Raw genomic sequence first — 24,111 nt, 5'->3', positions numbered from 1 at the left:
TTTGATATAACAAATAGCCAAAAAGATATTGAGCGATCGTTCAAATACTTTAACATTTCCACTATAGTTGATTGGTCAAACAACTCACAACAAGGAAAAGTTATGAATAAAAGTACCGAATCTCAATCAGATCCAACTCGATCTATCCCCCAAGAAGCATTTGATTGGTACGACGAATATGCACACGGCCTGATTGATCGCAGAGAGTTTATGGCTCGTTTATCTGGGTTGGCTGTGCTTGGCTTAACCATGACAACATTAACGTCTGCATTAATTCCTAATTATGCGAAGGCAGAGCAAGTCTCTTTCAACGATCCTTCCATCAAAGCAACCTACGAGAAATTTCCTTCGCCTAAAGGACACGGAGAAGGCTATGGCTACTTGGTGGTACCCAAAGAGCTAGAGGGTAATGCGCCTGTTGTATTGGTCATTCATGAAAATAGAGGCTTAAATCCATACGTAAAGGATGTGGCAAGACGACTCGCGGCCGCTGGGTTTATTGCCTTTGCACCTGATGCACTCTATTCACTTGGCGGGTATCCAGGTAATGATGATGAAGGTCGAGCAATGCAAAAGTCATTATCCAGAGAGAAAATCGAAGAAGACTTTATCGCCGCTGCAAACTTCTTGAAGTCTCATGAAAAAAGTAACGGAAAACTAGGCGCTGTAGGATTTTGCTTCGGTGGCTATATCGTGAATATGTTGGCGGCGGTAATGCCAGAGCAGCTGGATGCGGGCGTTCCATTTTACGGCACTCCTGCCGCTCCTGATTTAAGAAAGAACGTTAAAGGACCATTACTGATCCAATTCGCTGGAATCGATAAACGTGTGAATGCAACTTGGCCAGACTATGAAGCAGAACTCAAAGAGATTGGAGCAGACTACACCGCTTACATCTATGACGGTGTGAATCATGGCTTCCATAACGATTCAACAGGTCGATATGCTGAAGAAGAAGCAGAATTAGCATGGGCACGTACGCTCGAGTTCTTTAACCAAAAGCTTTCTTGATAGGCGAGATTACCGCTTCCGTTTTCTTTAAATTTCAAGTGACTGCCCTATACCTTACTCAACAAAATCCCAAAGGCCTCGTACATGCGAGGCCTTTGTTTTATCAACCTAACTTCGCTTCTAACAAACCTATTGACCCAACTTTATAAACAGATAATATAGACATCCAGACACCCAAACGTCTTTTGGTTAATTAAATGGAGTTATCATGAACCGCTACAAAAAAATCACAGCATCCCTGTTGGCATTAGCATTCGTATTCGGCGTGACAGGATGTGGAAAAAAAGACGAAGCTGTCATCAAGATTGGGGCGACAGTTGGCCCACATGCACAAGTTGTACAAGCTGTTGCCAAAGAAGCAGCAAAGCAAGGGATAAACATTGAACTCGTCGAATTCTCAGACTACATCACCCCTAACGCAGCACTGGACGATGGAAGTATCCAGCTGAATAGTTACCAGCATCAGCCATTTCTCGATAACTTTAATGCCAATCACGATAGCAAGTTAGTTTCTATCGGACGTTCAATTTTGATGCGTATGGGCGTTTACTCGAACAAGTACACTTCGCTTAACTCTATCCCCGATAACGCACGAATCGCGATTCCAAACGACCCAACGAATGGCGGGCGTGGACTATTGCTACTTGAAGATGCTGGGCTGATTTCATTAAAAGACAACGCTGGTTTCAACGCATCTTTAAACGATATTGTTAACAACCCGAAGAACATTCGATTTGTTGAAGTGGATGCCGCTCAACTACCCCGCTCTCTTGACGATGTAGATGCAGCAGCAATCACCATGAACTATGTGATGTCGGCTGGACTCGACCCTAAGAAACAGGGCATTTACTTAGAGAAAAAAGACGCACCTTTAGCCGTGATGGTTGTGGCGGCGCGAGAAGAAGACAAAAACAATGAAACGTATAAAAAGATCATCTCAATTTACCACTCACAAGAGATCAATGACTTTTTAGACAGCACATTCAAAGGCACTATAGAAGCCGCAAATTAGACCAAAAAAGTCACCTTAAATTTGGCGTTGCCTGTTACTCGTTAAGCAACGCCAGATTTGAGTGACGTTTTCATCGATGACTCATTCCACCCTCTTTTCTAGTTAGAGAGCAAAGCTTAAGTTACTTAAATCGAGGTTGAAAACCGGGTCACCAGAGCGGATTATGTGAGTACGAAATTCTATTAAATCTGGGTTCTTCGCATGAAAAAAGAAGTGATACTGTTTGATATAAACGAAACGGTTTTAAATTTGGAGTCATTACAGCCTAAATTTAAAGCGGCATTTGGCAGTGAGGATGCACTATCGCTTTGGTTCTCTAAGCTTTTGCACTCTTCAACCGTTTGCATCGCAACAAACGTAAAGTCTACTTTTTCTGAACTAGCGAATGCAGCGCTCGACGCCATTGCACAACGGTACAAGTGTGATTTAACGGCGGAAACTAAAGGTGCCTTGTTAACTTCCTTTGCCAATCTACCACCGCACAATGATATCAAAGCATCTTTACTTGAATTGCGTAACAACGGCTTTAAAACCGTCGCTTTTTCCAACTCATCCCTCGACCTTATCACTTCTCAAATCAAGAACTCGGGCTTAGAAGATTACTTTGACACTATCATTTCCGTTGAAGAAACAGGCAGTTTCAAACCAAATTCAGATGTGTATAGATTTGCAGCAGAAACGTTAAAAGAGCCTGTCGAAAACCTTCGTCTTGTGGCTACTCACGATTGGGACACTCATGGTGCATTATCTGCTGGCTTACAAGCAGCCTACATAGACCGCACAGGCGTTGAATATCATTCCCTGTATTTGAAGCCTGAAATTAGCTGCAGAACGATGAATGGTGTGGTCGAACAAATCATTAAGCACAATTTAGAAAAGTAACACCTCAAGAGCTTTTCTCCTGACTCGGTACAAACAAAAAAGGCCTCGCACACGCGAGGCCTTCGTTTTATCTACAAAGTAGCTTATCCATAACTGATTAACCTATAGCCAATTAGCATGTCTAAACCTACCGAATAATATTCAGTCCATTCGAGTAATGAAGGTTTGCTCTTCATCCACGAATGCCACGTAGTCGCCGTGATAGATAAACACTCGGCCACGCCCTTCAACGATACACGCAAGCTGTGGGTTCAAATCTTCTTCAAGATCTTTACTTTGATAGGTGCCAGTATCGGTGATCACACCGCGGAGTGTCGGCAAAAACCCATAGCTACGCTTAGCTTGATCAATCAGGCTCAATTCACTGGTAGTCGAGAAGTAAGATGGAATTGGACCAGCATCTTCGATAAACATCGGTTTTAGTTCTTCAAAAGCTGTAATCACCAGCCAGTCGATGCCGTTAACGTGATGGATAAACATAGTTTATAAATACCTAGATTCTCGATAATTCTGATGCGGGGATTCTATCACTATCAAAGATGGAACGTTGTAGAAATTGAATTATCCAAGACGGTAATCCTTAGATATTTCTGGCATTCATTCAGCCAACTTGAAGCGCGTTTTTGTCGAGAATCTTAATTGGCTGAATTTTTACTCGTGGTACTTTCTAGACCCAAAGTCCTCTTATGCGAACTCAAAGAAAGGTAAAATTTGCGGTAGAACTGTATTTTCTTTTATCTTCCTACCTTTAAGAGGATACATAGCTGATCTTCATCGCGAGCTGGACGTATAGGTTCCTTAAACAAGAAGGAAATACTATGGCCAACGTCTATGTCAGCATCGGAAGCAACATTAACCGCGAACACCACGTCACACAGTCTCTCAAAGCATTGAATGACCGCTTTGCACCGCTGCACATTTCTAACTTCTACGATTGCGAACCTGTTGGGTTTGAAGGAGATAACTTCCTCAACCTAGTCGTTGGGTTCGAATGTGACCTACCTGTCGCAGAGCTGGTTAAAGTTCTGCATCAAATCGAATCAGAGAACGATCGCAAGCGTCAAACTAAAGCCTACGCTTCACGCACTATGGATATCGACATCCTTCTTTATGGCAATCAAGTCGGCGTTATCGATGGTGTAGAGCTACCTAGAGGTGAAATCACCGAATACGCTTTTGTACTCAGGCCGTTAGTTGATATCGCCGCGCAACAACGCCACCCCACTCTAGACATCTCATATCAGCAGCTATGGGAAAGCTTCGAGCAGTTGAGCCAGAAAACCGAACCCATCCCTTTCGAGCTTAATTTTATTTAGCCTTCACATTACTGCGGAAAGAACGACTGATCTTTTCTTAAAACAAGCACGTAACTGACTTCACTTTCAAAGGAATGGACACTGTTATGAATCACAACGCCATTATCACCATTACAAACCTGAGACTAAGAACCTTCATCGGTTTCAACGAAGAAGAAAAGTCTAAGCAGCAAGACATCGTTATCAATGCAGAAATACACTATCCCGCCAACAACCTTTGTCTCTCTGACGATGTGGACAACGCGCTCAACTACAAAAACATCTGCAAGAAGGTCATTCAACACGTTGAATCCGGAAGGTTTCTGCTTTTGGAAAAATTGACCAGCGACGTACTCGGCATCTGTATCGATCATCCATGGGTGAAATACGCTCAAGTGAGAATTGATAAGCCTCATGCGCTACGTTTTGCCGACTCTGTTTCGCTCACTCTGAGCTATGAAGCAGATAACGACAAGAATTCATAAGGAGAGAGTCATGCTGAATATAGAAGCCGAAAAAGTAAGAGAAGCTTTGCTCGCAAAAGGACTTGAAACCCCAATGACAGCGAGCGAAATGAACCCCGACCAAAAGTACAACCGCATCAAAGGACTCTTAACGGAAGTGGTCAGTACGCTTGGACTAGATTTAACTGATGATAGCCTTGCTGAAACACCTCATCGCATTGCGAAGATGTACGTACACGAGATCTTCTCAGGGCTCGATTACAACAACTTTCCAAAGATCAGCGTTATAGACAACAAAATGTCCGTTGATGAAATGGTTAAGGTATCGGACATTGACCTAACCTCGACGTGCGAACATCACTTCATCACCATCGATGGTTCAGCGGAAGTGGCATACATCCCCGAAAACAAGATCCTTGGGCTGTCTAAAATAAACCGTATCGTTCGGTTCTTTGCTCAACGTCCTCAGGTACAAGAACGTCTTACCCAACAGATCTTAGTTGCGATTCAAACTCTGGTTGAAACAGAAAACGTGGCTGTGACGATTAAAGCAACCCACTATTGCGTTAAATCCAGAGGCGTGATGGATGCAAACTCTGAAACCTCAACAACCGCGCTTGGTGGTATTTTCAAAACTAACCCTCAAACCAGAGCTGAGTTTTTACGATGAGTGAAACGATACTAATAACCGGCGTGGGAAAGCGACTCGGCTTCGCACTGGCACAGCAATTTTTAGCGGATGGATACAACGTGGTTGGCACCTACCGAAGCGACTATCCTCAACTGCAATTCTTGCGCGACAGTGGCGCCGACTTGCAGCAAGTAGACTTTTATCAACAAAGCAGCCTAGAAGAATTTCTTCATTATGTTGGCCAAGAATATAAGAAACTCAGAGCGGTCATACACAACGCTTCCGACTGGAAACCTGAGAACAAGAAAGATCCCAGTGAAAATGCCTCACACATCATGCATCAGATGATGACGATACACGCGACTGTGCCTTATCTAGTCAACTTAACACTCAAAGACCAACTGATGTATGGCGAGCAAACTTCAGACATCATTCATATCAGCGATTACGTTGCGGAAAAAGGCAGTAAAAAACACATCGCTTACGCCGCCAGTAAGGCTGCGCTCAACAACCTGACGCTGTCGTTCTCAGCAATGTTGGCTCCCAAGGTGAAAGTAAATACCATCTCTCCAGCCATGATTAAGTTCAATGACCATGACGACGAGGCATACAAAACCAAAGCGCTACAAAAAGCTCTGATCCCCGCAGAAGCGGGCTTTGAGGAAATAATAGATGGCATCAAGTTTATGTTGGCCAGCCACTACATGACAGGAAGAACCTTACACCTTGATGGCGGTAGGCATTTGAAGTGAAGCCCATGTATTGTGGGCTTACTCAACCTAGAAACCGCTATAAGCTAGAAACTGCTATAACCTAGAAACAGCTATAAGATTGGGGAAGGCTATTTTCTTCATCCCAACCGGACAATTCAATATTGATCAATGATTTGCGCTTCTCATTACACAGTGATGCGAGATTGATGATAGGCAGTTGGCTCCGAAACTGCGCGGTAAGGATGACCTTTTTACTTTCGCTCAGACTGTTTCTGCATTGCGCCAAAACCGCTTCAGTATCTAACTGATGTGCTTTCTCGATAATCTGGATATCTGCGTTCTCTTGATAACAATTAATCAGCCAAGATACGGCAGCTGCTTCTGAGCTGGTGAGCACGATGACATCTTTGTTTGTGACCAGAGCTTTTAGTTCAGTTTCCATAAATACTCTCATTCAGCAGCAAATACATTAAAGTCGATTGCCCAGTTTAGCCTGTGCCAAATGGTAGCCTCTGTCTATCATCTCTTGTGAGCGATCAAACTCTAAGGTGCCACAAGCATTGCGTGGGAGCTCAAGAGTAATATCGGCAGGATACGCGGCTAATTTTTGGCGAGCAATGGTCGATTGCATTGCATCAAACGCTTGGTTGGCAATGTCATAGGCCGCAAAATTGAAGCTCATTTTGCTTTTTACACTGCTACCGAGGTTATCGATAAAATGAACCACCTTCTCATGCAGGTTACTCTCTTTTGTTGGTAGGGAAATCGGTGTCACTTCCTGTTTAACCAATTCAGGTTCACCCCCTAAGTTCACCGCCAGAGTAAAGTCTGTTTTATCTCCGAAGGTAGGCGCAATCGGTACAGGATTGAGTACCCCGCCATCAATCAATTCTTCGCCATTAATGACATGAGGCGTAAAGAACAATGGCAAGGAGATAGAAGCACGAATAGCATCAAACAGAGAGCCTGATTGCAGCCAAACCTCTTTTTCATCGGCGACGTTGGCGGCAACTGCGGTATAAGGGATAGGCAAATCTTCAATTGAAGTCTCGCCGATCAGCCCGCGCAGTGTATCGATGATCTTATCGCCTTTGAACATACCACTCGATTGCCATGAAAAGTCCAACAACATCGCCATATCACCTTGGTCGATACTGGTCACCCACTCTTCAAATTCATCCAACTTACCCGCAGCGTAGACACCGCCAATAAGTGCACCAATTGAACAGCCAGAGATGGATTTTATTTCATAGCCATGCTCAATCAGCCAACGGATGATACCAACGTGAACCAAGCCTCTCGCGCCACCACTACCCAGTACCAATGAGATCGTTTTTGCCATCGTACTCATCCTTTAAATCGTTAGTTCTTTAGCTCTTCAGCAAAATCATATCACTTAGTTTAACTGTAAGCAGTGTAATGCTTTGAAAACTGTCCCATATGTACATCTAAGTGTGTCTGCGAAATGAAATAGAGGCGGTTTAAGAGCATTGATGAAAGATATAAATACTCTAGGCTACCTCCCCCCAATACCAAAAACCGAAGCTCTAAACTCTAAGCTCTAAGCTCAAAAACACAAGCGCGTCATTCCAGCAAGCCTAAGCGCGACTAGGAATCTGGTTTCCACGAACGCTTGATACAAAAAGGTCGCTCACTTGAAAGCGAGCGACCTCTTGTTGTTCATTCTGTTTCTGTGCTCATTTTGTTTATGAGAACAGGGAATTACAGCACGCGTAAGCACTCTTCTGGCGACAAACTCAAGAGTGTATTAGCAAAGTTGATCTTCTCATCTCGCCATTTCAATGCCGCTTCTCTGCTGTCTTGCGAATGTCGGTCGGCTTCAAAATAACTTTGTCTTGGTAATCCGTTTGCTGGCGTCATCACCATGGATTGTTCATTCAAGCGAATCGTAAATAAGAACTGACCACGCTGCCCGGTTTGCGCGGCAGGATGGTGCAATGTGCTATCACAGCAATAGCGCTTATCACGTAACGCGCGGCATGTGTATTCAAAGACATCTTGAGCACCACGCCCAGGGAAAGCGGTATAAATACTAATGCCATCACGTTGCAAAGACTGATCACCCGCCGCTAATTTAACCGCGTATTGGATAATCCTAAAGCCGAGAACCACGCCGCCAATGCTGTTCAACCCACTGTATTGAATTGCTCCCTCTAAGCTGAGTCGAAGTTTGTCTTCGCCTTCGTAGAGAAAGAGATCAGGCGATGCCCAATCACTCTTTGGAATAAGCAGTTGAGTAATATCCGAGTGTTCCATGTTGGTCTCCGAAACAATGAGTGTGTTTGAGATACCAAACATAACGTAATGATAACTATTATCAATAAGTTTAAGTCGGAAACGTTACTTCCAGAGGGATTTATGGTTCAGCTTAAACGGCTTAAAGCTCTACTTAAAAAGACTTAAGGAGCTGCTTGAAAAGACTTGAAGCAACAGACGCCCGTTTGATCTTGAGTCACCTTGCACTCACTCACCAAAATGGTTTTGAGCTCTATACGGGCTCGACGTAAACGTGCCTTCACGGCTGGCAAGCTAAGCTGGTGTTTCTCTGCGTAGTCTTTTTGTGCCATGCCATTGAGGTCACATAGCTCTATTACATCACGCTCTTGCTCGGTGAGTTTTACCAATACTTTTGGAAGGCAGCGCTGAAGCTGAACCATCGCAGGGGAAATATCCGTGGGCATCACAAACTCTTCGATGTCTACCGAATGTATTTTCCGTCTCAGTTGGTCAACAAGGTGGTTTCTGGTCATCTTAAACAGCCATGATTTACCGTCCTGCAATGTACAGAAACGCTCACTATTCCCCATGGCTTTCAGAAACACTTCTTGCATGATGTCTTCCGCTTCATGCGGATTTTGGGTCTGTTTTAGTAGCCAGCCATAAAGGCTAGGTTCTGCATGATTCCACGCATCCATCAAACATTTCATTCTTGAATCTCGATTATCCGTCGCGCGTGCTCATTCAAAAAACGGCACGTGCGACGCTCCTTCCTTTCCTTTACGCTACAACATCTTCTTTGAGTAAATTACGAACCAGATCAACAGATGGCACCGATCCCGTGAGTTTTAACTCACCATTAATCGCAACACCCGGTGTGCTCATAATGCCAGCTTTCATAATGGCTTCTAAACTGGTGACTTTTTCAATGTTGATTTGCTGCCCTAATTCTTGTGCGACTTCGGCAAACCGTTCTGCAGTGACGACGCAGTTCTTACAACCCGAACCATAAACTTGAATGCTTTTCATATCAAACTCCTGTGAGCATGTGCTCTGCTGTGATTAATAAAAGAAATTGAACAACCAACCCGTGATGGAAATCGCCACCAGCAAGTAACCTGCGATTACGCCAAGCAATCGGTATTGCATGACTTGTTTAAGCATCATGAACTCTGGCAAGCTCACTGCGACCGCTCCCATACAAAACGCAAGCGTGGTGCCCAGTGGCATACCTTTGTCTATCAACGACGCCATGATTGGCACAATGCCCGTTGCGTTGGTGTAAATCGGAATGGCACTGAGTGTCGCGAGTGGCACCGTCCACCACTGACCGTGTGCGAGGTTTTGTTCGAACCAATCCGCCGGTACAAAACCATGAATGAACGCCCCAATACCGACACCAACAAAGACCCAAATCCAAATACGCTTGAAGATGGTGCTGGTCTCGTTTACGGCAAATTCATGGCGCTGTTTAAACGTCATTGGGGTTGATTCAATCGCGGTTTGAGGCAATTCATCTAACTCATTGGCTTTTTGATACTCTTCGGCAAGGAAAGGTTGTAACCAACGGTGGGCTTTAAAAGCATCTAAGACGAAGCCTGCAAAAATGCCAAGCGACATGCCAATCACAATGTACATGATGGTGAATTTCAGCCCGAGTACACTGCCAAGCATGATGATTACCACCTCATTGATCAGAGGCGATGTAATAAGAAATGCGATGGTCACACCAATAGGAATACGTGCAGAGACAAAGCCCATAAACAGAGGAATAGAACTGCACGAGCAAAACGGTGTAATCGCACCAAATAGCGAACCCAAGAAGTAACCCACACCGCGATGCTTGCCCTGTAGATATTGGCGAACTTTGTCCACACTCAAACTGGCTCTCAGTGCAGAGATAACGTAAATCAACACGACCAATAAGACTAAGATCTTACTGGTGTCTTCAATAAAGAAATGAACGCCTGTTGCGATTGAAGTACTGGCTTCCAAGCTAAAAATGGAATACGTCAGCCAGTCGGCAAAGTAGGTAAAAACGTCCAACATAGTGGCACCCTCTAAACGATTTACCTCTAACACGTTTGAGGTCGCAAAAGGATGCACACTTTTCTAAATTATTTTTTGGTTTTGATTTTCAAGCTCGATTGCAGAACAGATTCACTTGGCCGTTCGTTGTTACAAGTGACTTTATTGCTCCTGTAATTAAGGGCTTATAAACAAACTGACTCATCCCCTTTACCGTCTCCCATATTAGCCCTCAAACTCTACGACTAATGTCTAACTGCCTGAGACTATTTGTTTTTTTTGGTTTGGTATAAGGTACTAGCAACTAAATGTTAATGAATTCTTAACGATAGGTTGACGCATTGTTTGCACTTCTGCGTGAGTCAACAACGTTTGTTGGAATAACACACCTCAGAGTGTGAACGAAAGGAATCAACATGAGCAGTACTTTAGAGTCCGTACATATACAAGCAGATAAGCCTCAAGCGAACGAGGATGAACTCACTTATGAACAACAACACAAACCAAGATCAGAATTCGATTCCCGCGACCAATATTTAGAGCATGAATTACAAATCATGGCGCCTAAACGCTGGCGTCCAAATTTACCGTTTAAAGATTATCGATTCGAAATGGAAGACACCATCCCAGCGATGGCAGCGACCATTGGTAAAGTTGTGATGGTGGGCGCGATTGCTGCTACCTTTGCGGGTGCTCTCGGATTAAATGAAGACTTCATTCTAGAAAACGTTCGTTATGAACTCCTCATCGCCTCCGTTTTCATTATTATTTTCTCTGGCTTCCTATTGCCGACCGCGAACCTCGCAGGTACACACGGCCCACTTATCCCCTTAATTCCTATTGTCGTTGCAGCAGGCGGCCACCCTATGGCGTTTGGCTTGTTGATTGGCGCTTTTGGCCTAATCTTAGCCATCAGTAAAGGTGGTAGCATGTTAGCCAACCTCACCAGTAAAGGCGTGTGTGGCGGCTTGTTGCTCTACCTTGGCTTTGTTGGAACCGCCTCTCAAGTTAAAAAGCTTTTCGCTTGGGCAGAGGGAATTGGCATGAGCCACATCGCGTTTGTCGTGATCTTTTGCACCATTATCTTGTACGCGCTATTGGAACATTTCCGTAAGCGTTGGTTAGCGGTACCTCTTAGCTGCTTGCTAGGTGGTACGATTGCATTTGCCATGGGTGCGCCATTTGCTTTCCACACTGAGCCAGGCTTACCTAACATGAACCCTATGTATTGGTGGGGAGAAGATACAGGCTGGATGCTAGGCCTACCGACGATTGAACATTTCATGGTGGTATTGCCGTTTGCGATTCTAGCCGTAGCAATGTGGTCACCCGATTTCTTAGGGCATCAAGTATTCCAAAAGATCAGCTACCCAGAACGTACCGAAAAAGTACACATGAACATTGACGACACCATGACCACGGCTTCAATTCGTCAAACGTTCGGTTCTCTGCTTGGCGGTACTAACTTTACGTCTTCATGGGGTACTTATATCGTACCGGCGGCGATTGCTAAACGCCCTATCCCTGCTGGCGCTTTGCTCACAGCTCTATTTTGTATTATCGCCGCTGTTTGGGGCTACCCAATGGATTTGGCTATCTGGCAACCTGTACTGTGTGTCGCGTTGATTGTTGGGGTATTTGTTCCATTGCTAGAAGCTGGAATGGAAATGACACGCGAAGGGAAAACCACCCAATCAGCAGCGATTGTTGTATTTTCATCGGCGCTAGTGAACCCAGCATTTGGTTGGTCTCTCACAATGCTGTTAGACAACTTAGGCCTAGTCGGTTGTAAAGAACGCAGCGGTGAACTGAGTAAAATGAGCCGTTGGGTGTTGCCTGGCATCATGTTTATTGTACTAAGTGGCGTAATGGCATTGGTTGGCCTTCTACCGGGGATTCCAGCGATTATCCCAAGCTTTCGTTAACCTCGAATAATATTTAATTTTAGTCGGAACACAAAAAGGCCTCGCACACGCGCGAGGCCTTGTTTTATCTATCAAACCAGTGAGATAAACGAGTGTCGCTATTGGTTCTGTAGCTTATCGAATCCATTAATTCGCTGATGAAGCTGCGTGCCCATAGTCAACGATACCAACAGACTAATCAAAGCAATCACTGCTCCAGAAACAAACACCCATTGATAACCAGACATCCAGATGATTCCTAACAAAAATGGAAGGAATACCGCTGCAATATGGTTAATCGTGAATGACAAACTCGCCGTTGAAGCCACTTCATCTTCCCTAATTGTCTTTTTAAAGTAGGTGTTCAAAGCTATCGCAAAACTAAAAATGATACTGTCGATAACATATAGCCCCGCAGCCGCATAATGATCATCCACAAATGCGTAAGATAAAAACACTAACACTAATGCGGCATACTCAATGACCAAAGCTTGCCTCTCTCCTACTCGGTCGATAAATCTCCCAACATAAGGTAGAGCAAGCGTCGCTGCTAAGCTGGATACCATAAATAAAGTGGCCATCATCGCAATCGTATAATGAAATTTAGTCACCATCAGTAAGCCAGCAAATGCCACAAAGATCTGTCTTCTTGCCCCACTCAAAAAGGTAAGAATGTAATAGGTCGTGTATTCACGTCGGACAATGAGTTTGGTATGTTGTTTAACCTCTGTATGAGTATTTTTAAACGTGACCAAGTAAACTGCCAGCCAAAAACATATTGCTCCACACGTAAAGAAAATCGCCTTATCTGAAACGTCAAAAAGATAGCTCGCGACCATAATGCACAGAAAAGTCACCATCGAGAAAAACGAAGCAGCAGAGCGGATTTTCCCCATTGATTCACTGAAGTTCTCAGTCGCTAACAATTGTGTTGAGAGTGATTTGTTCACCGCTTCTAAATAATGGAAACCAATAGACATGATCGTGGTGCTGAAATAGAAGCCATAGATCGAAGGCAAATACCCCGTCACTGCTACTCCGAGCCCTAATGTTGCAACCGACAATACCGCGACTCTTTGTTCTGAGGCGATGAACAACAGAAACAAAACAGTAAATGAGAGCAAGCCTGGGATCTCCCTAACACTCTGCAATACACCCACGTCAGCACCCGACATACCAACAGTATCAACAGCGAAGTTATTCATCACGACTCGCCACCCCGTATTCGCTATCACTGACGCGATGGCGATAAAAACCAACATCGCGAATGAGCTTCGCGATGTTAAAATCCTAAGCCAGAGAGTCATTTAAGCCGCCGATTCTAAAAGAAAATCTTGAATATGATCGCGCATGAATAACGCCATTCTTAGTTTTCCGTTCATATTCAGCTCCTCAAAAATAATGGTATGTTCTGAGCTTGGTAACGATATGCAACTAAGACAAAGAACATAGCGACAATACGACCAGTTAACAGATTGTTACACGATCATTTTTAGAATGTTATTTATTGAGATTGGTAAGTATTCAGATAGCTTTTACTTCTTTGAGAAATTCATTGGAGATTATTATTTGTCGCTGACGATGATGTACAAATCAGGTCTGTGCCAGTTGGATTGAATAACAAGTAAAACAAAGTCACAGACTTGTCGCAGTTAATGAAACTCCGTGGAACGGTTCAATTAAACCCAAACCTCCCCCTCTAGCTCCCCCTCAAATGGAGTTCACCGATCTCATTAGATATACGTCCGAGGGGGAGAACATTCTTTGCCGCTGAACATATAGCAGCACATGTAGCGATCGGTATTCAGTTCCTCCCCTTTCCAATTACCAACAAGATATTGGAGATGTAAATCAAGGGGAGGTTAGGAGGGGATTATCAGCCTATTCTCACGTGCAACCACCCTACTTCACTGACTTCACCGCTTTCATCAACGTTGTGTTGAACTGCTGCGGTTGCTCTAGCATTGGGAAGTGGCCTGAGTCTTCAATGTAGTAAATGCTGTAATCCTTGATGTGTTTCTTGTTCGCTTCTGAATCTGTTGGCCATAGGCGAGCGTTGACCAATATTACTGGTACGTTCACGTTCTCATACACGCGGTGGGCTTCGCCTGTCACGTATTGGCCTAGATAATGGCGGAACTGGTTTATCGCGATAGCTGGCGGTGCTGACGCCATGTCTTGCGTTACCCAGTAAAGTAAATCCGTGTCTACGTCTTTTGGTAGCGAGTCTTTCACGAACATAGTAATGCCCGCTTGGAAGTCTGCTTCAAATGGTATGGTCATCGCATCTAGGTCGCTTTGAGAAACAGCTAGTGTGACATTTTGCGATGTATCGACACCAATAATGCCCTTCACTCTTTTCGGCATCAGTTTAGCGGCTTCAGCAATAACACCACCCGCCATTGAATGCCCTACTAAGATGACGGATTCGAGTTGTTCTTTCTCAATTACGGCTTTGATATCTTCAGCGAACGAGACCATGGTGTACTCTTCTCGGTTGAACGATGAGTTACCGTGCCCTGCTAAGTCCATGGTGATCACTTGGTACTGCTTTGAAAACTCACTCACTTGGTTTTGCCACAGCCTACTGTCTAAGCTCCAACCATGAATGAAGATCAGCGCCGTCTCCCCGCTCCCACTTTTGCCATAAGCAATTTGCTCACCATCGTGAGATATCGCAATACCGTACTTAACCGTTGAATCATGAGCCATGGCACTCATGCTACCAAGTGTCATGAATACCAAGAGTGTGATGTTTAGAATTAAACGTTTCATAGTGTATCTCTACTTACTTTGGAGGGAACACAGAAAGCGCCACTCTCAATCAATATAGACACTATAAAGTGTGAAGTTGTAGACGGGTCAACAGTTCTTCCGTTCAATCCAAACCAAAAACATTTTTCGAATCATCCCAATCACGATTCAATTCACAATCAGAGTATAAATACATGAAAATCATACAATATACTGATAGTTTAGCTTTCTTATTATAAGAGTTAGTTCTCTGTTAAACGAAGTGTGAATTCAAGGAAGTAGAGTGTGAATCTGTTAGCGTTAAATAATTTTAAGAAATTTGATGAGATCAATGTTGACCTTAACGACAGCGGGTTGACTCTCATTTCAGGAGTCAATAATTCAGGAAAAACTAGTCTCCTGCATGCTCTAGCAGTCTGGGAGTATGCAAAAATTCTTTTGATCAACTATAGAGGTCAAGAATCTTTACTTGCAAACTATGACACCGACAAAAAAGGACTTGGCATCCCCCCAGAAACGTTCTCTCCCATCAGCATACCGTCTTTAAAATATCTTTGGAAAGATCAAAAAACCAATGGTTCATATTCACTTAAGATAAAAGTAGGTTGGAAGGGGTATGACAATAGAAACCTATTTCTGGAGCTCGCATTTACACTTAACGGAAATAATTTTGCCATTAAGAAATCCGACTCCAATCTTACTGAGGAAGATAACATCCCAACAATTGCCTACCTTCCACCTTTTGGAGGAATGAATGAAAATGAAAATTGGTTATCTGTCGCTGATCGACGAAAACTAATAGGGAAAGGACAGGCAGGCTCGGTAATACGAAATCTACTTTTAGATCTACATGAAGCACATGAAATTACCATTCAAACAAAGAGAGATGAGCTGTTCCCTAATAAACTGAGATTAACACAGTCAGACCAACTATGCCTAAGTAAAATAAAAACGGAATGGCGACAACTAAAAGAAATTCTAGCCGAAGTATTTCATGTAAATCTATATGTACATCAATTTGATAGTAAGTTTCATAATTTTATTAATGTCGATGTACTTGACTTGGTTAAAAATCCAGAAACAAGAGTAAAGGAAAGAAATAACACTAGTAAAAGAGATCTAATGGTTGAAGGCAGTGGCTTTTTACAATGGTTAAGCGTATTTGCTCTCGCTCTAGACCGAAACAATAACGTATTGTTGCTTGACGAACCGGATGCACATCTACATTCATCACTTCAATCTCTTTTGATAGAAAAACTAGAAAAAGTATGTAATGAATATAACAAGCAGATATTACTAGTTAGCCACAGCTCTGAGTTAATTAAGCTAATTAACTACCCAAAAGTTTTACATGTTGAAAACTATAAAGCTAACTATCTAAAAAATAATGAAGAAAAAGTCCTTGTTCTAGAAGGACTGGGAAGCAAGTATTTCCCCCTATTAGACTCGATCATAGAACACAAAAATGTATTATTAATCGAAAACTCGAGTGACGGCCGTGTTCTTCGAACCCTTTGCCAAAGACTGGGGAAAGTATGGCCAAATAACATCGTTGAATGGGTTACTAATAAGAAGCACAAAGAACGTAAAACCCTAATTATTGAGCTAAACCAAAAAATAGCGCAAGAGACAGGAAATCATATCTTAGCATATAGCTTAAGAGACTTAGATGATGAAAACTATTCCACGACCAACTGTCATCTTCACAATAACGGGTGCGATGTTCAAAAAGATGATTCAGCTAAACATGCAATAATGAAATACAGAACTTTAAGGAGACGAGAAATTGAGAATTACTTGATCATTCCTGAAGCTATTAGCCGTTATATCACAAATAATTGTAGAAATTCTAATATCTCTAAAGATGTAAATGCTGTTAAAGATTACCTTACAGATGAACATGGACTTGTTGTACCACCGACGTATAAGAACTCCGATAGAGCTAGCAACACTGAAGGGTTATTCAGTAAAGACGTAAAACCAGTATTAGATGGCATTAATAAGTATTTTAAAGTGAAGTTTGATAAAGAAGAATATATACATTCGATACAAGCAGATGAAGTTTGTGAAGATATGGTCACGATTATTGATGAAATCATTGAGATGTGCAAAGACAGATAAATATGAACTAGATTTAAAAAAGGCCTCGCATTGCGAGGCCTTTGGTTTTCTATCTATCAGAAGAGATTAGTCGCGAAGTGCTGCGCCGAATTTCTCTGAGATTGAAGCTACGATAGCATCTACTGAACCAGCGATGTCTGCATCTTCAAGTGTGCGCTCTACAGACTGTAGGCTAAGTGCGATTGCTAGGCTCTTCTTACCTTCTTCAACGCCTTGACCAACGTATACGTCGAACAGCTTAGCGCCTGTTAGGAATTCGCCACCAGCAGCGATACACGCTTCTACGATGTCGCCAGAAGCAACTGCTTCGTCAACAACTACTGCGATATCACGACGGTTTGCAGGGAACTTAGATACAGCTACTGCTTCTGGAAGCACGCGAGTGTTGATAGCTGCCCATTCGATTTCGAATACGATAGTACGGCCGTTAAGACCAAACTTACGCTCTAGTTCTGGGTGAACAGTACCAATGATACCCACTTCTTTGCCGTCTACTACGATAGCCGCAGTTTGACCTGGGTGAAGTGCTGGGTGCTTAGCTGCTTTGAAGCTGTATGCGATTTCGTTTGCTGAAAGCTCAAGAACTGCTTCTAGGTCACCTTTAAGATCGAAGAAATCTACAGTGTTAGTTGCAATATCCCAGTGCTCTTCGCCACGAGTACCAGAGATAACGCCCGCAAGCATCATTTCTTGGCGCATGCCGTTTTCAGCTGTTGCTTCAGGGATGAAACGTAGGCCTGATTCGAATAGACGAACGCGAGACTGTTGACGCTTCTGGTTGTGAACAACTGTGTTTAGAAGACCTTGAATTAGGCCAAGACGCATTGCTGACATGTCCGCAGAGATTGGGAATGGCAGGATTAGTGGCTCAACACCAGGTACAACAAGTTTTTGCTGTTCTGGTTCTACGAAGCTGTATGTGATTGCTTCGTGGTAGCCACGGTCTACAAGAAGGTCACGAACGCGCTTAAGCGGTTGGTCAGCTTCTTTGTGGTCATTCATTTTAAGTGCCGCTTTAGGCGCTTGGTTTGGAATGTTATCGTAACCGTAGATACGACCTACTTCTTCAATTAGGTCTTGCTCGATTGCGATATCAAAACGCCAAGATGGAGACGTTGCCGTCCAACCAGCTTCTGTCGTTTCCGTATCTTCTACAACAGAAACAGTACAACCTAGGCGAGTAAGAATTTCCACTACGTCTGTAGATGGGATTTCGTGACCTAGCAGGCTGTCTAGCTTAGCGCGACGTAGAGCAACTACGTTTGCTTTAGGAAGATCAGCTTCAGATTCGCTGCCGTTTACTGGCGCAACTTCACCACCACAGATTTCAACTAGAAGCTGTGTTGCACGCTCCATTGCTGCTGCTTGAAGTGTTGAATCAACACCACGTTCGAAACGTAGAGAAGAATCAGTATGAAGGCCGTAAGCACGTGCGCGACCACGGATGTGATCCGGTGCGAAGAATGCCGCTTCAAGAAGTACGTCTGTTGTTTCGGTCGTAACACCTGAATCTTGACCGCCAAAGATACCAGCGATTGCTAGTGCTTTGTTGTGGTCAGCGATAACAAGTGTGTTGCTGTTTAGTTCAGCTTCGTTGCCATCTAGAAGTGTTAGCTTTTCGCCCTGCTCTGCTAGACGAACCACGATACCGCCTTCGATCTTAGCAAGATCAAATGCGTGCATTGGTTGGCCTTGCTCTAGCATCACGTAGTTTGTGATGTCTACAACTGGGTCGATTGAACGGATACCACAACGACGCAGTTTTTCTTGCATCCAGATTGGAGATTCCGCTTTCACGTTTACGTTCTTAACCACACGGCCAAGGTAACGTGGACAAGCATCAGTTGCTTTGATTTCAACAGATACTGTGTCTTCAATGCTTGTTGCAACAGCTTCAACTGTTGGCTCTGTAACGTCTGCGCGGTTTAGTACGCCAACTTCACGAGCAAGGCCACGGATGCTGAAGCAGTCTGCGCGGTTTGCTGTTAGGTCTACGTCGATAGTTACGTCGTTAAGCTCAAGAAGCTCACGAACGTCCATACCTAGCGTTGTGCCTTCAGGCAGCTCAAGGATGCCGTCAGACTCTACGTCGATACCTAGCTCAGAGAAAGAACAAAGCATGCCGTGCGATGGAACGCCACGTAGTTTTGCTTTCTTGATTTTGAAGTCACCAGGAAGTACTGCGCCAACTGTTGCTACTGCTACAGTTAGGCCAAGACGACAGTTAGATGCACCGCATACGATGTCTAACAGCTCTTCTTCGCCGATATCAATTTTTGTAACTTGTAGTTTGTCTGCGTCTGGGTGCTGACCGCACTCAACCACTTTACCTACTTTAACGCCGGTGAATTCACCAGCAACAGGTTCTACATCGTCAACTTCCAAACCAGCCATAGTGATTTGGTGAGCTAGCTCTTCGCTGTTAATTGCAGGTTTAACCCACTCGCGTAGCCAAGATTCACTGAATTTCATAGTTTTGACTGCTCCGGATTACTTGAATTGTTTAAGGAAACGAAGGTCGTTCTCGAAGAACGCACGAAGGTCATTTACGCCGTAACGAAGCATCGTTAGACGCTCTACACCCATACCGAATGCAAAACCAGAGTATTTCTCAGGGTCGATGCCAACAGAGCGAAGTACGTTAGGATGAACCATGCCACAGCCTAGAACTTCTAGCCATTTGCCATCTTTACGTTTCACGTCAACTTCAGCTGAAGGCTCTGTGAACGGGAAGAATGAAGGACGGAAACGCACTTCAACTTCTTCTTCAAAGAAGTTACAAAGGAAATCGTTAAGAATGCCTTTAAGTTGTGCGAAGTTTACGTTCTCATCAACTAACATACCTTCCACTTGGTGGAACATTGGCGTGTGAGTTTGATCGTAGTCGTTACGGTAAACACGACCCGGAGCAATGAAGCGGAATGGCGGTTTGCCGTTTTCCATCGTACGGATTTGAACACCAGAAGTGTGCGTACGTAGCATTAGATCAGGGTTGAAGAAGAAAGTATCGTGATCAGTACGAGCTGGGTGATCGTCTGCGATGTTTAGTGCATCAAAGTTGTGGAATGCATCTTCGATCTCAGGGCCAGACTCAGTGCTAAAGCCAAGCTCACCAAAGAACTGTTCGATACGCTCAACTGTGCGTGTAACTGGGTGAAGACCACCGTTCTCAATGCGACGACCTGGTAGGCTCACATCGATAGTTTCTTCAGCTAGTTTCGCTTCAAGCTCTGCACGTTGTAGTGCGTCTTTGCGAGCTGCGATCGCTTGTTGAACAGCACCTTTCGCTTTGTTGATCTCTTGACCAGCAGTGCGACGCTCTTCAGGTGGAAGTTTACCTAGGCTTTGTAGTTGAAGAGTTAGTTCACCCTTCTTACCTAAATACTGAACTCGCACTTCATCAAGTGCGACTAACGAATCTGCTGTATCAATAGCAGTCGTTGCATTAGCAATGATCTCTTCTAGATGTTGCATCATTTCCTCATCTACCAGTTGGTAGTGTCCGTATCGGATGATTAGTTTTTTTAGATAGCTACACATAGTAATCAAACACGCTTCTAATGCCAAATTGAATCGCTAAAAGAACAAGTTATTGACTAAAAACACGGCAAATTTAACAGGATATTAATGAGGAGTAGGAAGAAGTGGAACAATTACAGGTTCCACTTCTTAATTTGGAAATGACCTGAAGGCTAGATCTGAATAGAACAAACGCTGTTCTTACCCGCATCTTTCGCTAGATAAACGGACTCGTCAGCCGCTTTAATCAATTCATTCATGGTTTCGAATTCTTGGGTCATTTCCGCCACACCGACACTGATGCTACCAATCCAAGCTTGGTTGCCGGTTTCGACCTCTAATTCAGACACTTTCTGTCGCGTCGTTTCTGCGATGTGCATGCCCCCATTAAGATCGGTATCCGGGCAAATCACCAAGAACTCATCGCCCCCTAATCGACACACAATATCATCGTTACGGAACGTGTTTTTCAGTTCACGCGAGAGCGTTTGTAGCACCAAGTCGCCTGCATCATGACCACTTGTGTCATTAATGCGCTTGAAGTTGTCGGCATCAATCATAATGCACACTAAAGGCATGCCAAATTCTTTCGATTCTTGCCAATGCAAAGCTAACTGTTTAAAAGCGCAACGACGGTTAGGCAAATCCGTAAGTGAATCGGTTAACGAGAGTTCTTCGAGCTTCTTATTCGCTCGTTTCAATTCTGCGGTACGTTCTTCGACTTTGTCTTCGAGTTCCTGATTGAAGCGTAACAACTGTTTGTTTCGTTCAGAGACTTGTTCGAATAAGCCTTTAAGCGCGGCCAGTAAAGGGACAGTCGAAGAGTCTTGCCGCTTTTCTTCTGCCTCAAAGGCTCGTTGAGGTGTTGCGCCCTCTTCTATGGCGACCATTTGTCGCGCCATATTTTGGTCGATTCCAAGGATGTGGTAAGCAAGCCAATGGATGAGGAAGTCCAGTAGCTGACGTGCTGACGCCTGATCTTCTTCCAAGATGAAGGCTTGCATGCTGTAGATGTCTTGCATAAACACACGATGCACTTTGACGTGTTCTTCTATGTGTAAGTCATAAACGCCACGCTCTCTCATCAAAGATTCTTCTTCTTTAAAGTGGAATTCTGCATAGCGCGTGAGATCGAGTAAAGCGATGTTAATGTCGTCTATAGAGATCGTATTCTCCGACAACAGGTTTCCGTAATGGTTGATAAAACCAACAAGGTATTGATGCTGTTCATCAACAACACCAATGCCTGTCTCAAAGTTTTTATCCCAATCAAATAAATTCATAAATCCCTTAGGGCCGATACCACCAGCACGATTTACATGCATATTCGGAGGTTATAGATACTCGAAAAATATAACCATCTTACCTTTAGGACTATTCGATTATTTGCTCTATTTTATAAAAAGATGACGTTGAACATTATAAACATAGCGCGTCTTAAATCTGAGACGCCCTCTTTAACAAGAACGCCCCACCAAACCAACATTAGAAATAATATTCCAACGCCACCTCAACAAAATCATCCTTGCGAGCAAAGAACAACAAGTCTTCTGGAGTTTCGTTCTCAAACAACCAAGCGTTGAGTCGCCACTTGAGGTTGTTATTGATGCGACTCGATGCTTCGAGCTTTGCACTGTAGACATCGCTGTTGTCCAAGTCTTGGGTGATGCCTGTAAGAACTTCGGTGCCGTCTTCATCGTTCAAGGCGAAACGTGCCCCAAGGAACACATCGTTTTGGCCGATGGTTTGGGCGTTATTACCCCGGCTGTCATACAAGTATTCAGCGATGAAGCCAATGTCCCAGTACGATTCAAGCGCCCCAACCCAGGTGTATTCAAAGCCTGTTGCTACGCCTGTATGGTTGTCGTAGCTATCGCGATAAATGCTTTCCAGCTTCCATAACCAGTCGCCAATAATGCCCTGCACATCCAATCCGAAATGCTGCATTTGTGCATAGTATGGCTTGAGCTGGTTGCCTTGCACACGGTAATAAGGGTCGCGGTTTGTGCCGCCTAAATAGCTTAAACCGACATCCCAATCGCCGTACATTTGGCTATAGCGTAGCGCTACATCCACATGCTTTTCTTCTCGCGAAGATTCGTAAAGCGCATCATCCGAAACGGGTACCGTTGGCCTTAATCGTCCGTCTTCGCCCGCAAAGGTACGTTCACGAAAATACGGCAGTAACATGGCGTCTATGGTTCCCCAGTCTTTTATCGAGGTGAAATGAACCATAGGCTGACCCAACTTGGATTCACCATCGACCGATTCAATGGCATCGGTTTGGTTTACCACATCGACCAGATGCGCCGATTCAGTCACGCCCCAAAACACTTTGCCAACACCGGCTCGCAGTTCGTAATCATCCCAATAGGTTAGGTATAAGGCTTCTCGAATGTCTCCATGAGTTCGCTCATCATCCTCGCTGTCTAGGCGATAAAACGGGGTGAAGGTAAAGCTGCCATTGCCCTCTTCTTGTTCCCAGTAAAACTCTGGCTGTAACACCAGTGAGCTTTGTCCTTTATCCTGCCCTTGTAAACCGTCACTAAAGAACTGCCTATGTTCAATGTTAACCTGCCCTGAGAGATCCGGACTAAAGCCGGCCGCCACACATGGCAGCGAGACCTGCATAAGCCCGACTGTCGCTGCCAAGGTTAAGGATAACTGGGTTCCTGTTGCCACAATCCTTTTCATATTCTTGCCTTACTTAGCACGTTTAAGCGTGTTTTTTTGGAAGTCCTTGTCTTTAAGACCGGTCTGGAACGCCAAATCTGTTGTGGTTAATACGGTGCTCTTGCCTGTTTGATGGTTTTGCATCGCCATGGTGTGAGCGCGCCAGTATTGGTTCAGATATTGTTTGTAATCTTGGAACGATAGAGTCTTCAACAGTGCGCCTTTGCGATCGTAAAACTCAACCTGAATTGGGCGGTAGTATTGTTGGTCTAGCCATACTTTTTGCATGGTGTAACCAGAGTTTTTGTCGGTCGGCACTTGCTCTAAAACAAAGGTGTCTACGCCTTCCAGTTTCGCGTCTTCAATGTAGTTGAAGGTGTACTTTTCTAGCTCGAACGAGCTTAAGTCTTCATAAGCAAATTCACTGCCCATAAACGGGCCCGATTTGTTACGTGAAGAGATGCGCTTTACACGCTTCAATGCAGGCAGATACAACCATTGGTCATCCGATTTAGTGATGTGTGAATGGTTTAAGAAAGCCGTGCCTTTTACGTCACGCGGCTCATCAAAAATGGTTAAACCTTTGTCGCCATCGTCATCGACTTCTAATGATTTCAATCGCATTAGTCGCGTACTGCTTTCGCCCTGTTTGTTGCGAAGTAGCATTTCCATGGTCGCGACAGAATCGCCCCACCCGACATCAACGGCTTTACGTTGTTCTGCAATTTCTAAGCCTTTCGCTGGATCGGCTAACACAGGGAAAGCCGCGAGTGTGCTCAGTGTGAATAATGTAGTAACGAATGATTGTTTAACGCTTTTCATAAATTTCTCCTTGAGTCAGCCCACCGCAGCAGGCTGACGATTCC

23 protein-coding genes are annotated in these 24,111 nt (G+C 44.1%); 9 read left to right on the top strand and 14 right to left on the bottom strand.

All coding sequences use genetic code 11. From position 1 onward, the window contains the following. Window positions 1-102 precede the first annotated feature (102 nt). The 3 genes from OCV12_RS06575 (at window position 103) to OCV12_RS06565 (ending at window position 2,905) form a co-directional block, all read left to right on the top strand. Window positions 103-1,011, top strand: a complete 909-nt coding sequence (locus tag OCV12_RS06575) for a dienelactone hydrolase family protein (protein ID WP_261885678.1) — start codon at window positions 103-105, stop codon at window positions 1,009-1,011. 208 nt (window positions 1,012-1,219) lie between these two features. Continuing rightward, a complete protein-coding gene (locus tag OCV12_RS06570) occupies window positions 1,220-2,023 on the top strand; it encodes a MetQ/NlpA family ABC transporter substrate-binding protein (protein WP_261885677.1) in 804 nt (267 codons plus the stop codon). A gap of 201 nt (window positions 2,024-2,224) precedes the next feature. After that, window positions 2,225-2,905 (top strand): haloacid dehalogenase type II, encoded by a 681-nt coding sequence (locus OCV12_RS06565; RefSeq protein WP_261885676.1) that lies wholly within the window; start codon window positions 2,225-2,227, stop codon window positions 2,903-2,905. 141 nt (window positions 2,906-3,046) lie between these two features. On the opposite strand, the gene OCV12_RS06560 is transcribed toward OCV12_RS06565, so the two are convergent. After that, window positions 3,047-3,385: a cytosolic protein gene (locus OCV12_RS06560; RefSeq protein ID WP_261885675.1), complete on the bottom strand. Its 339-nt coding sequence runs from the start codon at window positions 3,383-3,385 to the stop codon at window positions 3,047-3,049. Between the two features lie 338 nt (window positions 3,386-3,723). Here OCV12_RS06560 and folK point away from each other — a divergent pair, with 338 nt between their 5' ends. The 4 genes from folK to folM all read left to right on the top strand — a co-directional run bounded on the left by folK (window position 3,724) and on the right by folM (window position 6,047). After that, window positions 3,724-4,221, top strand: a complete 498-nt coding sequence (gene folK, locus OCV12_RS06555; RefSeq protein WP_261885674.1) for a 2-amino-4-hydroxy-6-hydroxymethyldihydropteridine diphosphokinase — start codon at window positions 3,724-3,726, stop codon at window positions 4,219-4,221. Between the two features lie 86 nt (window positions 4,222-4,307). Continuing rightward, window positions 4,308-4,685, top strand: coding sequence for a dihydroneopterin triphosphate 2'-epimerase (folX, locus tag OCV12_RS06550; RefSeq protein ID WP_261885673.1), 378 nt, complete (start codon window positions 4,308-4,310; stop codon window positions 4,683-4,685). A gap of 10 nt (window positions 4,686-4,695) precedes the next feature. After that, on the top strand, window positions 4,696-5,334 hold the full coding sequence (folE, locus tag OCV12_RS06545) for a GTP cyclohydrolase I FolE (protein ID WP_261885672.1): 639 nt from the start codon (window positions 4,696-4,698) through the stop codon (window positions 5,332-5,334). Continuing rightward, window positions 5,331-6,047, top strand: coding sequence for a dihydromonapterin reductase (gene folM / locus OCV12_RS06540; protein ID WP_261885671.1), 717 nt, complete (start codon window positions 5,331-5,333; stop codon window positions 6,045-6,047). The genes folE and folM overlap by 4 nt, the downstream gene beginning before the upstream one ends. Window positions 6,048-6,108: 61 nt before the next feature. Here folM and OCV12_RS06535 read toward each other — a convergent pair whose 3' ends face one another. The 6 genes from OCV12_RS06535 to OCV12_RS06510 all read right to left on the bottom strand — a co-directional run bounded on the left by OCV12_RS06535 (window position 6,109) and on the right by OCV12_RS06510 (window position 10,295). Then, window positions 6,109-6,462, bottom strand: a complete 354-nt coding sequence (locus OCV12_RS06535; protein WP_261885670.1) for a hypothetical protein — start codon at window positions 6,460-6,462, stop codon at window positions 6,109-6,111. A 15-nt stretch (window positions 6,463-6,477) separates the two neighbouring features. After that, entirely contained in the window at window positions 6,478-7,350 is an 873-nt protein-coding gene (locus tag OCV12_RS06530) for a patatin-like phospholipase family protein (RefSeq protein ID WP_261885669.1), read from the bottom strand. A 380-nt stretch (window positions 7,351-7,730) separates the two neighbouring features. After that, complete coding sequence (locus OCV12_RS06525) at window positions 7,731-8,285, bottom strand: hypothetical protein (RefSeq protein WP_017632792.1); 555 nt, start codon at window positions 8,283-8,285, stop codon at window positions 7,731-7,733. A 143-nt stretch (window positions 8,286-8,428) separates the two neighbouring features. Beyond that, window positions 8,429-8,944: a sigma-70 family RNA polymerase sigma factor gene (locus OCV12_RS06520; protein ID WP_261885933.1), complete on the bottom strand. Its 516-nt coding sequence runs from the start codon at window positions 8,942-8,944 to the stop codon at window positions 8,429-8,431. Between the two features lie 82 nt (window positions 8,945-9,026). After that, complete coding sequence (locus OCV12_RS06515; protein ID WP_261885668.1) at window positions 9,027-9,275, bottom strand: thioredoxin family protein; 249 nt, start codon at window positions 9,273-9,275, stop codon at window positions 9,027-9,029. A gap of 33 nt (window positions 9,276-9,308) precedes the next feature. Beyond that, window positions 9,309-10,295 (bottom strand): permease, encoded by a 987-nt coding sequence (locus OCV12_RS06510; protein ID WP_261885667.1) that lies wholly within the window; start codon window positions 10,293-10,295, stop codon window positions 9,309-9,311. Between the two features lie 395 nt (window positions 10,296-10,690). On the opposite strand from OCV12_RS06510, the gene OCV12_RS06505 reads away from it, so the two are divergent. Next, the gene (locus OCV12_RS06505; protein WP_261885666.1) at window positions 10,691-12,199 is read left to right on the top strand and encodes a DUF3360 domain-containing protein; all 1,509 of its coding nucleotides are present in this window, start codon (window positions 10,691-10,693) and stop codon (window positions 12,197-12,199) included. 98 nt (window positions 12,200-12,297) lie between these two features. Here OCV12_RS06505 and OCV12_RS06500 read toward each other — a convergent pair whose 3' ends face one another. Then, window positions 12,298-13,440 carry an MFS transporter gene (locus tag OCV12_RS06500; protein ID WP_261885665.1) on the bottom strand — a complete coding sequence of 381 codons (1,143 nt, stop codon included), beginning with the start codon at window positions 13,438-13,440 and terminating at the stop codon, window positions 12,298-12,300. Between the two features lie 640 nt (window positions 13,441-14,080). Beyond that, window positions 14,081-14,953, bottom strand: coding sequence for an alpha/beta fold hydrolase (locus OCV12_RS06495; protein ID WP_261885664.1), 873 nt, complete (start codon window positions 14,951-14,953; stop codon window positions 14,081-14,083). A gap of 264 nt (window positions 14,954-15,217) precedes the next feature. Between OCV12_RS06495 and OCV12_RS06490 the strand changes: the two genes are divergently transcribed. Then, window positions 15,218-17,053 (top strand): AAA family ATPase, encoded by a 1,836-nt coding sequence (locus OCV12_RS06490; protein WP_261885663.1) that lies wholly within the window; start codon window positions 15,218-15,220, stop codon window positions 17,051-17,053. A gap of 66 nt (window positions 17,054-17,119) precedes the next feature. On the opposite strand, the gene pheT is transcribed toward OCV12_RS06490, so the two are convergent. From pheT to OCV12_RS06465, 5 genes are all read right to left on the bottom strand, one after another. Further along, window positions 17,120-19,525, bottom strand: coding sequence for a phenylalanine--tRNA ligase subunit beta (gene pheT, locus OCV12_RS06485; protein WP_261885662.1), 2,406 nt, complete (start codon window positions 19,523-19,525; stop codon window positions 17,120-17,122). 18 nt (window positions 19,526-19,543) lie between these two features. Then, a complete protein-coding gene (gene pheS, locus OCV12_RS06480; protein WP_004734764.1) occupies window positions 19,544-20,527 on the bottom strand; it encodes a phenylalanine--tRNA ligase subunit alpha in 984 nt (327 codons plus the stop codon). A gap of 218 nt (window positions 20,528-20,745) precedes the next feature. Then, the gene (locus OCV12_RS06475; protein WP_390904559.1) at window positions 20,746-21,897 is read right to left on the bottom strand and encodes a GGDEF domain-containing protein; all 1,152 of its coding nucleotides are present in this window, start codon (window positions 21,895-21,897) and stop codon (window positions 20,746-20,748) included. Between the two features lie 160 nt (window positions 21,898-22,057). Continuing rightward, window positions 22,058-23,266: a hypothetical protein gene (locus OCV12_RS06470; protein WP_261885660.1), complete on the bottom strand. Its 1,209-nt coding sequence runs from the start codon at window positions 23,264-23,266 to the stop codon at window positions 22,058-22,060. Between the two features lie 9 nt (window positions 23,267-23,275). After that, window positions 23,276-24,067 carry an outer membrane lipoprotein-sorting protein gene (locus OCV12_RS06465; RefSeq protein ID WP_261885659.1) on the bottom strand — a complete coding sequence of 264 codons (792 nt, stop codon included), beginning with the start codon at window positions 24,065-24,067 and terminating at the stop codon, window positions 23,276-23,278. Window positions 24,068-24,111 lie beyond the last annotated feature (44 nt).

The organism is Vibrio pomeroyi (assembly GCF_024347595.1).
Lineage (GTDB): Bacteria > Pseudomonadota > Gammaproteobacteria > Enterobacterales > Vibrionaceae > Vibrio > Vibrio pomeroyi.
Note: the sequence above shows the minus strand (reverse complement) of the source record. Positions and strands in the feature narration are given on the sequence as shown.